This is a genomic window from Ochrobactrum sp. EDr1-4, assembly GCF_049199085.1.
GTDB lineage: Bacteria > Pseudomonadota > Alphaproteobacteria > Rhizobiales > Rhizobiaceae > Brucella.
Genome location: NZ_JBLZOF010000002.1, coordinates 854,521 through 868,515 on the forward strand (window position 1 = coordinate 854,521; position 13,995 = coordinate 868,515).

Sequence of the window (13,995 nt, forward strand, 5' to 3'; positions counted from 1 at the left end):
TTCTTTTCAAGACAAAAACCGCGGACCCGAAAGCCCGCGGTTGATCAAGCATTATGCAGGTAATCAGAAACTGCCTTTGAGGCCAATCCCAAAAGTACGTGGCAGTGTCATGCTTGCCTGTGTTGTTGCTCCGCTCAGGCCGCGTGTCGCCTGTTTGGAGGTGGGGACGCGTTCGTTGAAGATGTTCTTCACAAAGCCGTAGAGCTGAATTTTCTCATTAAACTCGTAGCTGACGCGTGCGTCTGCGAGTGTGTAGGAGTCAATCCAGTATCCCGGTGTGTTCGCAACATCCGAATAGTAACCATCGATATGACGCACATCACCCGACAGGTTGAGCTTCTCAGTGACATCCCAGCTCGCACCAAAGTTCAGCATATAACCCGGTGACTTGGCAAATTCATTGTCGTCGTAGGCTGGATTCCAAGACATTTCCTCGACTTTTGTACGCATAATGCCCAAGCCGGCCTTAAGCGTAAGATTATCAAGGACCTGATAGTCTGCACCAAGCTCAAGCCCGTAAGCATGCGCTTTTTCAGCATTGACCGTATATGCTTGTGTTACGCCCGGGGAAACAACAACGGGAATGTTGAACTGAGCATTCTTGAAGTCCATGTAGAAAATGTTGCCGTTTATAACGAGCTTATTGTCCAGCAACTCAGCGCGTGTAAACAGCTCATAATTCCAGAGTGTTTCTTCGTCGAAATTCTTCCATGCACTCAAACTTGGATTGGCTGTGTTCAAATAGAGCGAGACACCACCGGGATTGTAACCACGGCTAACAAGACCGCCGACAGTCAGATCAGGAGTGATCGCATAAGCCAATGATACTTTCGGAAGGAAAGCGGAGAAAGACTCGTCGAATTTGACCGGTGTATTTGCATAGACAGATGTACCGTCGCGCTGAATGCTGTCATGCTGGAAGCGAGCACCGCTCGTTAGCGTCCATTGATCATCAATGCGCCAGCTCAATTCACCAAACAGGCCAACATTTGTCTTCTCATCGTCAAATGTTGAGATGTAGTTGTTCGGGGGGCTTTTTGCATTGTTTATCAAGTCGAGAAATTCATCGGTCTTCGTATGCGCATAGTAAAGACCCACCACACCGCTCAGGACATCTTCCTGATTGCCGAAGGTCAGGCGTGTTTCGTTTGAAATATTGGTCTGATCAATATTAGCGTCACCATTATGCGCCATGCCCACGCGGCGCTCGACTGACGAATCCGAATATTGCGTCTGATTATGAAGCTTGAAGCCATTTTCAAACTCATAGCTCAGATCGAGAATGCCAGTATTGGTGTTCTGCTTCCAGCTTGGCAGTGTCGCACCGCTATAGTCCAGCTCATAATAGAGTGGCGTTGCAGCTTCATAGGTCGGGCGTTTGCTTTTGTTGAAGGAGTAAGTCAACTTCGCTTCAAAGCCGGGAAGCTCGGCAGGCTGCCAAAGAAGCTTGGAGCGAATATTGAGTGACTTGAAGTCCTGATCCGTGCCTGAAGAATAAAAACCGGGATTTACATAATCGATAAAGGTATCGCGACCTGAATAGTCGACAGCGATGCGCCCAGCGAGCTCGTCCTTGTAAAGCGGGCTGTTGAGCATGATCGAAGTGCGCTTGGAATTATAATTTCCAATTTCGACCTGATAAGCGCCTTCGCGTTCGAAGGTCGGGTCTTTGGTGTTGACGACAATTGCACCGGCAATCGCATTTGCACCCTGCGACGTAGTTTGCGGGCCGCGGAAAACTTCGATGTTGTCGAGATCCCACACCGATGTGGAGCCAAAAATGAACTCGTTATAGTTCAGATAATGACCATCGAGATTGATCGTGGCACGAGGAACTGTGCCCGAAAAGAAAGCCGTTGCACCATTGTTTGGGCCTTGCGCGTCTTGTCCACGAATAACAGGGGCGCTGACAGTATCGGTATAAACGACATTCGGCGTACCGCGCACAACTTCGGAAACCGAAGTGTCGCCTGTCTTTTGACGACTGATTTCTTTGCCGGTGATGACCGTCACCGAAGAAGCCGTATTTTTGATGTCGCGGGCGACTTTTTCGCCGGTGATGACCAGAGTATCGAGAACCAATCCTTTGGATTCGGTCGTCTTCTGGGCATCCTGCGCGAAAGCGGTTGTTGCAGAAATTGCGACCAGTGTCAGTGCACTGACACTATAGAGAAAGCCGCGGGTAAAATGGATATTCATAGGTCGCCCCAAAACATGAGTATGTAGTTCATGTTCTGTTATCTGCGTTATTGTAATTCCGCAATAAGGAATGCATACCGCAATACGGTATGAATGCAAGCTGATTTAGGTTGTTGCACTTTGGCAACGCTTCGGATTATCACTGCCAGTAGGCAGAGGGTTTTGCGTGTCGTGATCGCATGCGCATTGTGTCGCGTATGATTTTCAACGCGGTTCGCGCTACACATGGCCCCAGCGGAATAGAGGATTACGGATGGGCATACGCCTGTCTGGCGGGAGGCTAGGCATTTGAAAGAACAAGACGGCGTTTCAATCGATGAAACGGAAAGTGCGGGCGATAAGCGTTCCGGCACGATTCAGTCGGTATCCATTGCCGCGAAATTTCTGAAGATTCTGGCGAATGCCGAAAATGAGCTTCCGCTTGGCGAAGTGGCCAAGCGTGCAGGTACAGGCGGATCGACCGCGCATCGTTATATGCAGAGCCTCGTCAAGGAAGGGCTTGCAAAGCAGGATCCGGTCAGTGGCTTTTATGATCTTGGGCCAACAGCTCTGAGCATTGGCATTGGTGCATTGAAGCGAGTCGATGCTGTCGAAATCGCAGCCCAACATATGAAAGCGCTTGCGCAGCGACACGCCATGAGTGGCGGTGTTGCGATCTGGACAGATCGCGGCCCGACTTTGGTGCGCTGGTATCGAAGTGCTTATTTCTCGGTCAATCCTTTGGCGCTCGGTGATACGCTACCGGTGGATAACACGGCTTGCGGATTAGTCTTTCAGTCTTTTCTGCCAAAGAGCAGCATCGATGCGGTGCGCAAGGTTCAGCCCGCAAATTTTCGCGGCACGCCGCCGTCGAAAGCCATTCTGGAAAAGGTGCGTGGAGATCGATGGTATGAGATGACCAGTCACCTTCTTTCAAACGTCACCGGGCAGGCATCACCCGTGCTCGATGCACAGGGCGAAATTGTATGTGTGATGACAACGGTCGCTGATCTTGGCCAGTTGCGCACTGACGAAGAGCGCCGGGCGCTTTTTCATGAAGCCTGTGTGGTCAATGAATCAACCGGCGGATTGCTCGTCGATACAAAGCTGGAGATGCCTGAAAGTTAGGCCACTTCGTCAATGGAGGCGCTGCTTTTCGGCACAATAAGTGGTGTGCCGGAAACAGGGTCCGCAATGATAACCGAAGCCAGTCCGAAGACCTCTTCGACCAGCTTTTCCGTCACAATATCGGCGGGCTTCCCCTGTGCGATCAATGCGCCATCGCGCATAGCGATCAAATGCGACGCATAGCGGCATGCATGATTGAGCTCATGCAGGACAGCAACAACGGTACGCCCCTGCTTGTTAAGCTGAGCCAGAAGATCAAGCAATTCAATCTGATGTGCAATGTCGAGATAGGTCGTTGGCTCATCAAGCAGCAGGATTGGCGTGTCTTGCGCCAGCACCAGTGCGATCCAGACACGTTGCCGTTGGCCGCCAGACAACTCATCCACCGGACGGTTGGCAAGTTCGGTTATCTTGGTTGATGCCATGGCAAGCGCTACAGCGGCCTCATCGGCCTCCGACCATTGCCGCAAAAATGACTGATGCGGATAACGTCCGCGTGCAACGAGATCGGCAACCGTGATCCCTTCCGGCGCAATCGAGCTTTGTGGCAATAGCCCAAGACGACGTGCCGTTTCCTTTGCTGGCAGGCTTGCAATGTCGCCGCCATCCAGCACGATCTTGCCAGTTGATGGCTTTAACAGACGCGACAGCGCCCGCAACAACGTTGATTTTCCGCAAGCATTCGGACCAACAATCACCGTAAAAGATGCGTCTGGAATAGCCACAGACAGATCCCGCGCGACAGTGCGCTCATCATATTTCAACGTTACGGTATCGGCGCGAAGGCGATGCGTCATATATGGAGTCCTAAAGGCAGCAGGTAGAAAATCGGCGGCTCGTCATTATCGCCCCGTATTGCATTGTAGAATGCGTTCTGCAATATGGAGCGCAACATTCATATTTTAGCAAAGTGTCCTCACTTAGCCAGAACCGCAGAATAACGATCTCAGATAAGGATCGGTCGTGAAACCCTCGAAAATCATCGCCTCAGTTCTCGTTGTGCTTGCAGCTCTGATGCTGCCGTTGAAACTTGCCCTTGCTCAGGATGACAGTTGGCCCCGAACCATAAAGCACTATTCGGGCGAACTGACATTAAAGTCAAAGCCTTTACGCATTGTCTCGACCGCACCAAGCCTGACAGGCATTCTGCTGGCGATCAATGCGCCTTTGATTGCCAGCACTGCGACCACGCCAAGCATTCTCAGTGATGATAAAGGCTTTTTCTCGCAATGGGCTAAAGTTGCCGACGAGCGGGGTGTTGAGGTTCTGTATTCTAATCTCGATTTCGATATTGAAGCGATTATTGCCTTTGAGCCTGATCTGGTGATTGCATCGGCAACCGGTGCCGACAGCGTTTTGCAGCATTACCCAGAGCTGAAAGCACAGGGCATTCCGACGATGGTTGTCAATTATTCCAACCAAAGCTGGCAGGACATTGCAGCCGAAATCGGCAGAGCGACTGGTCTTGAACAGGAAGCCATCGCAGCGTCTGCGCGTTTTGACGATTATGCCGCCAAAGTGGCTTCGGAAATGGTAGCTCCCAGCGAGCCCATTACGATCGTGGGCTATAATATCGGCAACAGCTATTCGATCGGCAAGACCGACAGTGCGCAGGGGCAGCTTCTTCAGGCTCTTGGCTTTAAGGTGGAGGGGCTTTCGGCGTCACTCGCCGGGCAGGTGACACGCAGCTCGGACTTCGATTTTATATCGCATGAGAATCTTTCAGCCGCAATTACCGGCAAAAGTGTATTCCTGTTGCGTGGGCTTGATGCCGATGTGAGCGCGTTTTTGAAAGACCCAGTGCTTGCAAATCTTGATGCTGTGAAAAGCAAGCAGGTCTATCCGCTTGGCGCGACCTCATTTCGGATCGACTACTATTCTGGTATTCAGTTGATCGATATTGTGGCTGCCAATTTCCGTAAATGATCGCCGAAAACACCGCTCCCGCTCCCGCCTCTAGGGTGACAGCAACATATCTGCGCAAGCGTCGGGTATGGGGGCTGGGTGTCGGGTTGCTGGTGTTGTTTATCGCAATTATTTTGAGCTTTACGCTCGGCTCCCGCACGATCCCGCTTGGCGATAGTTTGCAAGCTCTATGGAAGCCCGATCTGCAGAATGATCAACATCTGATCGTTCGCGAACTACGTATTCCACGCACGGTAGTTGCGATTCTTGCAGGTCTTGCGCTGGGCGTCGCAGGCGCAATCATGCAGGCGGTAACGCGTAATCCACTCGCGGAGCCGGGGCTGCTCGGCATCAATTCGGGTGCAGCCGTGGCTGTGATCTTAGGGATCGTGGCATTTAATCTAACAAGCATGGCGCAATATGTCTGGTTCGCTTTTGCTGGAGCGGGTCTCGCAGGCGTGGCCGTGTTCATTCTGGGACAAGCCAATGGCACGGGTACCAATCCTGTGCGTCTGGTGTTGGCTGGCGCTGGACTTTCTGTTGTGCTGGCATCAATTACCGGCATTGTCATAATCAATGCACCAACGGACGTGCTGGACCAATTCCGAAACTGGTCGGCAGGCTCGGTTGAAGGCCGAGGCTATGATGTTATTCAGGTACTGGCTGTCTCCGTGGCAGCTGGCTTGCTGATTGCTTTTTCGCTTGCTGGCAAATTGAATGCGATTGCACTCGGAAAAGAACTGGGTGCTGCACTTGGCGTCAATGTTTATGCCACATGGTTCCTGTCATGCCTTTCGGTCATGCTTCTTGCAGGATCAGCAACGGCGGGTGCCGGACCAATTGGATTTGTCGGTCTGGTTGCACCCCATCTTGCAAGAACAATTGTCGGGCCAAATTATCGCTGGATATTGCCTTATTCGGCATTGTTTGCAGCTATTTTGTTGCTCGGCGCAGACATTGTGGGGCGCGTGGTTGCTGCGCCCGCAGAAGTCGCGGCAGGGATCATAGCGATGCTGATTGGCGGGCCATTCTTCATCATCATCGTGCGCCAGTTTCGATTGTCAAAACTATGAGCAATCAACGCAAATTCGTTTTCAGACTGGGAAATATCTCTATCCAATGGAGAGCACGCACGCTGGTCGTTTGCGTTAGTCTGATATGTTTTTTGGTTACGCTTGGCATATTGCATATAGGCACCGGAACGATGTCATTCTCGCCCGGCGAAATCTTCAATAGCCTGTTTGGAGATGCGACCAATCCGACCGCAGAGCGTATTATTATGCGTGTTCGGTTGCCCCGGCTTGTAACGGCGATTTTCGTGGGGGCATCGCTTGGTATGGCGGGATCGATTTTTCAGTCAATCTCGCGCAATGCGCTCGGTTCGCCCGACATTATCGGCTTTACGACGGGTGCTGCGACCGGAGCTATCGTTCAGATCATTCTCTTTAACGCTGGCCCCTTTGAAACAGCGCTTGCGGCAGTACTTTCAGGCTTGGGAACGGCCATGATTGTGTTCCTACTGGCTTTGAAAGGCAGGACGACCGGCGGTTATAGGCTCATTCTGATCGGGCTTGGTGTTGGCGCCGTTCTTTCGGGCGTAAATACCGTATTGCTGGTCGCCGGAGATATTGATCAGGCCGCTTCCGCTCAGCTCTGGCTCGCAGGATCGCTTAACACCAGAACATGGTCACACGCGATCCCGGCAGCAATTGGCTTTTTCATTGTTGTTCCCATTGTCATCTATTTTGCTCAACGCATCAGTCTGCTTGAAATGGGCGATGATGCAGCGCGTCAATTGGGTATTTCTGTTGAGACCACGCGTCTTGCGATGGTGCTTGTCGCTGTTGCGCTCACCTCAGTCGCCACTGCCGCCACAGGGCCGATCGCATTTATTGCACTGGCTGCTCCACAGCTTGTGCGTCGACTGACACACGCGCCGGGAGTGCCCTTGATTGCAAGTGCGCTTATGGGAGCAGTTTTGCTTGTTGGAGCTGATTTATTTGCGCAGCATTTTCCATTGAACATCAAGATGCCGATTGGACTAACTACAGGGTTACTCGGCGGACTTTATCTTTTATGGATTTTGACGAAAAAAGCTAAGTAATCCCATTATTATTCTGGAATTGGAAATATGCGCATTGCTGTATGCTTCAGTTTTTTGTTTGGCGCTTATTTATGTCTGACTGAGCGTGCAAAGCTCATGCTGGCCTATCCCAATTGCCAATAATCGCCGTGTGCTGGTCGAATGCTTTGCAAACGATTTTCTACACGTGTGATTTGTCCTCGTAGGGATACCGGCCAGCAAAAGTTATTTAAGATTCCAGATATTTCACGGTTACGCCGCGCTGGCGAAAATAAGCTTGCATGAGCTTTCTGCCTGAACGGTTATTTTGAACGAGTTTGGCCGGATCGAAGACGGCTTCTTTCGAACCCGTACGAGCCAATGCTGCTTTGAGGGTCGCAATATGCAAGTCGATGTCCAAATTATCTGCCTGGAGCGATTCATAAATAAGGTTTGTTGCTTCTTCTACGGTTATTTCACTCACACTGTCACTCCTGATGTTATTTCGTTGCTGCTTACTATAGTTTTAATTTTATCACTACCGCATTAGAGCGCGCTCCGAAATCTGTGAAATGGTTTTCGCACCAGGCTGCGCTTCTGGCGTTCGAGCTGCCAATTTTTGTGAAGAAGCCAGCTTGCTTAGTCCGGGTTCGAACCAATCAGACGCGAAAATGATGCGTTAAACGGAGCATATTTGCAAATATACTTGAAATTCATTTGGCCCCTGTTCGTCTGAATTATTTGTAAAACTTAAGCATGTCGATGATTTTATGTGATTATAGCCAATTTCAGGGATTACTTATTCTTGTTTAGTAATATTGTATTTTTTGGGGCCCTTTTCAGGGGGGTATTTCATTTGTCGAGTTTTATGGGGCGGGCATGTTTTCTTTTAAGAGTGGGTTGAAATTTCTGCTGCTATCAACGGCACTAATGACGCCGAATTTTGCTTTTGCGCAGAATATGCCTCAAGCCTCCGAAAATCTTGCTGATGCCGAATATTATGCCAATTGGGGGCTTGATATGATCAACGCCCTGCCAGCCTATCAGAAAGGCTTCACAGGCAAGGGTGTGGTCGTTGCGGTTGTCGATTCAGGATTTGATGTGAATCATCCCGAATTTGCCGGGCGTATTTCGCCGTTTTTATATAATTTTGGCAACGATCAGGCTCCTGATAATGTCTTCCCAGAGCGCAAATCTGACACATCGCTGAACGGACATGGTGTTCATGTTGCAGGTATCATTGGTGCAGGCCGTAATGGTTATGGTATGCAAGGCGTGGCCTATGACGCCATGATCATGCCGCTTCGTGCGATTGAAGTCGCCGGCAGACGAGACGATCTTTATCCTTCAGATGAAGCTATTATTTATGCTGCTGACCATGGTGCCCAGGTTTTGAATGGCAGCTATGGTCCACCTTCCTTCCCACTTCCAAAAATTGATGGACAGACAAATCCATATTATCAGGTTCTGGATTATCAACTCCAACTTTCTGACCCCGGCGAACTTGATCAAACATATGAAGCGCTGAAATATGCGGCGGAAAAAGACGTGGTCTTGGTTTTTGCCGCCGGCAACGAGCGTCAGGTCCAGCCAGGGTACTACACGTCCATACCAAGTGGAATTGGTATGCTACCGCTCATCACTCCGGATTTCATCCGCAGCGGGAAAATCAGGTTTATCGACTACGACGCTCCTGGTCGCGATTTCAATGATCCATCAACTTATACCTTTCTAGATCCCGCAGATCCCGACTTCGACGACATGGATTTCTCTGATCTGAAAGGATCCCTTATTGCTGTTGTTTCCGTTGGGCCAGATGGGAAAATGGCCCCCTACAGCAATGAATGTGGTGAGGCGGCAGAATGGTGTCTGGCGGCCCCCGGTGGGGCGATGACAAAACGAGGCGATCCAAAAGGCATCTACTCGACCTGGCCGGCTGGTGACCCGACGAATGACAATCAGGAATATCAATATTTGCATGGCACCTCGATGGCATCGCCGCATGTTGCAGGCGCTGCAGCCGTGGTGCGATCAGCATTTCCTTATCTAAACGCACGTCAGACGATTGAAACCATTCTCACAACAGCGACCAAAGAAGGTTTTGAAGACGAAGCGAAGTTCGGTCAGGGGCTTTTGAATCTCGGTGCTGCTGTCGATGGCCCTATGGCATTTCGCTATACCGGCGTTTTTGACGTCGATACGCAAGGCTATTCTTCGATCTGGTCAAACTCGATCTCGGGCATTGGCGATCTGACCAAGCGTGGCGACGGTATTCTCGTTCTTGATGGCAACAATAGCTATCAGGGTGGAACCAGTATTGTTGGTGGCGTTCTTGAGGTGAATGGCAGCATCACTTCACCCACAGATGTGTCAGAAGAAGGCACGATTGCCGGACTTGGCGCTGTTGGCGAATTGACCTTGTTTGACGGTGGTAACGTCGCGCCGGGCAGTGCATTCAACCCAGACAATGCCATTGGCACGCTGACCGTCAATGGAACATTCACGCAGCAAGCGGGATCAACCTATCTGGCGGATCTCATTGCAGGAAATGGGCCGAATGCTGGCGTTGATCAGATTGTTGTCGATGGAGCCGTTGATCTTCAGGATGGCAGTTCGCTCGAACTGGTGCACAATGGATCTTCTTCTGGTGCACAGGCCTCATCGCGTTCTATTTTGCTCAGTGCGACGGGCGGCGTAAACGGCACTTATGGCGAGATCGCTGGTTCATATGTTCAGGATGCGCGCTTTATCGATTTCGCGCTTGATTATGATGCCAACAACGTCTTCCTCGATACAAGCCGCTCAGATGTTGCATTTGCAGATATTGCAAACAGCCAAAACCAGTTCTCAACCGCTGTAGCATTGGAAAGTCAGGGAAGCGGCGGCACGCTCTATGATCACATCCTGTTTTTGAGACAGCAAGATGCTCGACAGGCTTATGACCAACTCTCTGGCGAAGCTTATGCGTCGATCCAGTCAACATTCATCAACAACAGTGCCTATACGCGTTCAGCAGTTTACAACAATCTGTCTCAAGCTTTCGCTGCCAGCAACCAGCCTTCTGAAAATGGGCGCTTGCCAACCATTTGGGGGCACGGATTTGGCGGTTGGACGAACCTGTCTGGTGATGGCAATGCAGCACGCTCGAAATCCAGTATTGGTGGTTTCGTCTCCGGCATAGATGCGCAGGTTTTTGATAACTGGCGTCTCGGGGTGCTGGCCAGCTACAGCCAGACAAACTTCCGTCTCAGTGAGCGTATGTCGTCCGGTACCAGTGATGATTACACAATCGGCACTTATGCTGGTACCGAAATGCCTGTGGCACAGGGCGTTGCCGCATTCCGCTCGGGCCTGTCCTATACATGGCACAACATTGAGATGAAACGCGCAATTGCATTTGCTGGCTTCGATGACCGTCTGTCATCAAGCTATGATGCTGGCAGTTTCCAGGTGTTTGGGGAATTGGGCTTTAAGCTTCCAGTCACCGAAAAGGCGAGCTTCGAGCCATACGCAAATCTTGCTTATGTTCGACTGAAAACAGATGCTTTCTCAGAAACGGGCACTCAGGGAGCAGGGCTGAACGTCGACGAAAACTCGATGAACACCACGCTTTCGACGCTTGGTTTCCGCGCGACAGCGACTTTGAACGAAAAGGTTATTCCCGTCAAAGCACGGGCAGATCTTGGATGGCGCCATGCATTTGGTGATGACAGATCAAACTCATTTGCAAGCTTTGCCGGATCTGATGGCTTTGTCATTGGAGGAACCAGCATTGGGAAAGACACCGCGTTGGTTTCGGGTGGTTTTGATTTTGAACTGAGCAAATCTGCTTTGTTGAATGTCTCCTATCAGGGACAGTTCGGATCGGGCCTCACGCAAAATGGCGTGAATGCTAATCTAAGAATGAAGTTCTAAGCCTAGCCCTTTCTTTTAACATTTGCGCTGTGTTGTATCGCACACCTATTTTAAGGAGCCGATCATTTGATCATGTCGGCTCCTTTTATGTGTTTCACGCTCAAGAAGGATGATGTTACAGAGTTGTGACTAGCCGATGGGTAGTTTAGCGTTTGATCCGGGAATGTATGCTCTGTTAAATCTGTCATCAGGCATATGGGGAAGGTTATGGTCGAGGCTGAACAGCATTTTGAGAGAATAAGCAACGCCGTTCAGGCTGGAGATGCTGTACGCTCATTTTCGGTTGCATCCTGGCAACGCTGTCTCAATGTTCATAAACTTGACCCATCCAATTCCCGGCGCATGCATGTGTTAAGTCAGATGGAGCTTAACGATGCTCTTGAGCAAAGCGAGATATTGCTGCACGTGTCATCTGTCGCACTGGACGATTTTTTCAACGCTGTAGAGGAGATAGGCTGCTGCGTCCTGCTTTCCGATGCAAATGGCATTCCGCTTTCGCGGCGCGGTTCGCAGGCTGATTTGAAAGACCTCACGCAATGGGGATTGTCTCCCGGAGTAAACTGGAGCGAGCCATTTCAGGGAACGAATGGCATTGGAACTGCTTTGGTCGAAGGGCGCTGCCTCACCGTGCGTCGAGACCAGCATTTCTATGTCGACAAGGTCAATATCAGTTGCATAGCCGCACCGATTTTTGATGCGGAGGCCGGAATAAACGGCGTTTTGAACGTCACATTATACAAAGATGAGCAATATAGTTGGCAGACGCAAATCGTTCAAACTCTGTTGCTGAACACGGTACGTCAAATCGAGGAGCGATTGTTCCGCCATGCATATGCATCGGCGCGCTTTGTGTCTCTTCCTGATGTGCCGGGAACTGGTCTTCGTCTTCTTGCTCTGGACCCCTATGACATGGTTATCGGTGCCACGCGCGCTGCGCGTCATTATCTGGGCATTGTGCCGAAGATGCTCAAAGAGGGATTGGTTGCAGGAGATCTGTTAAATGATCGTGCGTCAGACGATTTCGCGCAGGCGGAATTGGGGGTCATTCAGCGTGGCCTGCGCCGTAACAAAGGCAATGTTTCAGCAACGGCTGACTCGTTGGGTGTAAGCCGTGCGACAATGAAACGGAAAATCACGCAATATGCGGTCAAAAAAAACACGTAATGGCTCAAGCTTGAGCCACTTAAAGACGTAATAGTCTGTTGGCCAGATGACATGCCTGTTTGAGTTCGACATCTTTTCTCTATTGCTGCCTTTGTTGAAGCGCAGCGCAAACTGGAGGAAAGAAATTGACATCACAGACCTCGAAGCGTCCCGTTACAGGCTCTTTTTCAGACAAGGCAGCATCCTATTTAAATTATATTGATGGAAAGTTCGTCGACGACGGATCAAGTTATATAGACGTGCTTAATCCCGCGACAAATGATGTGCTTGGACGGGTGCCAGAAGGCAGTGCTGCAATCGTTGATCAGGCAGTAGAAGCTGCGCGTAAGGCACAACCAGCTTGGGAAGCTTTGCCAGCTATCCAGCGTGCAAATTATCTACGCAAGATTTCCGCCAAGGTGCGGGAGCACCGTGTCGAACTTGCTGATGTGATTGTGAAGGAACAAGGCAAAGTACGCGGGCTCGCGCAAGTCGAAGTCGATTTCACCGCTGACTATATTGATTATATGGCGGAGTGGGCGCGACGTCTTGAGGGTGAGATTCTTACCAGCGATCGTCCAAACGAAACGATGCTTTTGTTCCGTAAACCGCTGGGCGTTGTTGCGGGCATTTTGCCGTGGAATTTCCCGTTCTTTCTTATTGCGAGAAAACTTGCTCCGGCTTTGGTCACAGGCAATACAATTGTCATTAAGCCGAGTGAAGAGACGCCACTCAACGCATTTATCTTCGCACAACTTGTTGCAGAGACGGATCTTCCAGCGGGTGTTTTTAACCTTGTTGGCGGGCGCGGTGCAGTTACAGGTAATGCGCTGATCAACAATCCAGCGGTTGATCTGATCACTTTCACCGGAAGTGTTCAGACAGGTAGCCATATCATGCAGGCAGCCGGCAAGAACCTGACCAGAGTCAATCTTGAATTAGGGGGCAAGGCTCCGGCAATTGTTTTGAAAGACGCTGATCTCGATCTTGCCGCTAAAGCAATTTTTGACTCACGCGTGATCAATACTGGCCAGGTCTGTAACTGTGCTGAGCGCGTTTATGTTGAGCGCGCTGTGCATGACGTCTTTGTTGGAAAACTCAAAGCCTTGTTCGAGAATACGAGATATGGCGATCCCTCAAAGAGCGATGACCTTGATATGGGGCCGCTTATCAACAAGCAGGCTCTGGAGAAGGTTTCAGCCGCAGTAGAAAAAGCCAAGAAACAGGGGGCAGAAGTTCTCACTGGCGGTAAGGTTGCGGACGACCGGCCGGGCTTCCACTACCAGCCAACACTGATTGTCGGAGCCAATTCTGATATGGACATTATGCGGACAGAAACATTTGGCCCAGTTCTGCCAATACAGATTGTCGATAGTCTCGATGAAGCCATCCAATGCGCCAATGATTCAGAATATGGCCTCACCTCGTCTATCTATACCAACAATATCAACGCTGCCTTGAAAGCCAGCCGTGAACTGAAGTTTGGCGAGACATATATTAATCGCGAAAACTTTGAGGCAATGCAGGGTTTCCATGCGGGACGTCGCAAGTCTGGTATTGGTGGCGCTGACGGAAAGCACGGTCTTTACGAGTTTACGGAAACGCATGTCGTTTATATTCAGGGACACTAAAGCCCATCCCGAAAGTGTGAACGTTTTTCGGAA

The 13,995-nt window shown here is 50.5% G+C and carries 10 protein-coding genes; 7 read left to right on the plus strand and 3 right to left on the minus strand.

Features of this window, described 5'->3' with window-relative positions; translation table 11 throughout:
- Window positions 1-63 precede the first annotated feature (63 nt).
- Window positions 64-2,199, minus strand: a complete 2,136-nt coding sequence (locus ACOZHT_RS10340) for a TonB-dependent receptor (RefSeq protein ID WP_421565670.1) — start codon at window positions 2,197-2,199, stop codon at window positions 64-66.
- Between the two features lie 288 nt (window positions 2,200-2,487).
- Between ACOZHT_RS10340 and ACOZHT_RS10345 the strand changes: the two genes are divergently transcribed.
- The gene (locus tag ACOZHT_RS10345) at window positions 2,488-3,306 is read left to right on the plus strand and encodes an IclR family transcriptional regulator (RefSeq protein WP_339512914.1); all 819 of its coding nucleotides are present in this window, start codon (window positions 2,488-2,490) and stop codon (window positions 3,304-3,306) included.
- Here ACOZHT_RS10345 and ACOZHT_RS10350 read toward each other — a convergent pair.
- Window positions 3,303-4,103, minus strand: coding sequence for an ABC transporter ATP-binding protein (locus tag ACOZHT_RS10350; protein WP_339512912.1), 801 nt, complete (start codon window positions 4,101-4,103; stop codon window positions 3,303-3,305). The genes ACOZHT_RS10345 and ACOZHT_RS10350 overlap by 4 nt on opposite strands.
- 166 nt (window positions 4,104-4,269) lie before the next feature.
- Between ACOZHT_RS10350 and fepB the strand changes: the two genes are divergently transcribed.
- The 3 genes from fepB to ACOZHT_RS10365 are packed head-to-tail and all read left to right on the plus strand — an operon-like array spanning window position 4,270 to window position 7,315.
- Window positions 4,270-5,232 carry a Fe2+-enterobactin ABC transporter substrate-binding protein gene (gene fepB, locus ACOZHT_RS10355; protein ID WP_339512910.1) on the plus strand — a complete coding sequence of 321 codons (963 nt, stop codon included), beginning with the start codon at window positions 4,270-4,272 and terminating at the stop codon, window positions 5,230-5,232.
- Entirely contained in the window at window positions 5,229-6,284 is a 1,056-nt protein-coding gene (locus ACOZHT_RS10360) for an iron ABC transporter permease (protein ID WP_339512908.1), read from the plus strand. Before fepB ends, ACOZHT_RS10360 begins: the two co-directional genes overlap by 4 nt.
- Window positions 6,281-7,315, plus strand: coding sequence for a FecCD family ABC transporter permease (locus ACOZHT_RS10365; protein WP_339512906.1), 1,035 nt, complete (start codon window positions 6,281-6,283; stop codon window positions 7,313-7,315). Before ACOZHT_RS10360 ends, ACOZHT_RS10365 begins: the two co-directional genes overlap by 4 nt.
- A 208-nt stretch (window positions 7,316-7,523) precedes the next feature.
- Here ACOZHT_RS10365 and ACOZHT_RS10370 read toward each other — a convergent pair whose 3' ends face one another.
- Complete coding sequence (locus tag ACOZHT_RS10370) at window positions 7,524-7,757, minus strand: hypothetical protein (protein WP_339512904.1); 234 nt, start codon at window positions 7,755-7,757, stop codon at window positions 7,524-7,526.
- Window positions 7,758-8,152: 395 nt separating this feature from the next.
- Here ACOZHT_RS10370 and ACOZHT_RS10375 point away from each other — a divergent pair, with 395 nt between their 5' ends.
- The 3 genes from ACOZHT_RS10375 (at window position 8,153) to aldA (ending at window position 13,962) form a co-directional block, all read left to right on the plus strand.
- Window positions 8,153-11,188, plus strand: coding sequence for an autotransporter domain-containing protein (locus tag ACOZHT_RS10375; protein ID WP_421565671.1), 3,036 nt, complete (start codon window positions 8,153-8,155; stop codon window positions 11,186-11,188).
- Between the two features lie 207 nt (window positions 11,189-11,395).
- Window positions 11,396-12,352: a GAF domain-containing protein gene (locus tag ACOZHT_RS10380; RefSeq protein ID WP_421565672.1), complete on the plus strand. Its 957-nt coding sequence runs from the start codon at window positions 11,396-11,398 to the stop codon at window positions 12,350-12,352.
- Window positions 12,353-12,477: 125 nt separating this feature from the next.
- Complete coding sequence (gene aldA, locus ACOZHT_RS10385; RefSeq protein ID WP_339512898.1) at window positions 12,478-13,962, plus strand: aldehyde dehydrogenase; 1,485 nt, start codon at window positions 12,478-12,480, stop codon at window positions 13,960-13,962.
- Window positions 13,963-13,995 lie beyond the last annotated feature (33 nt).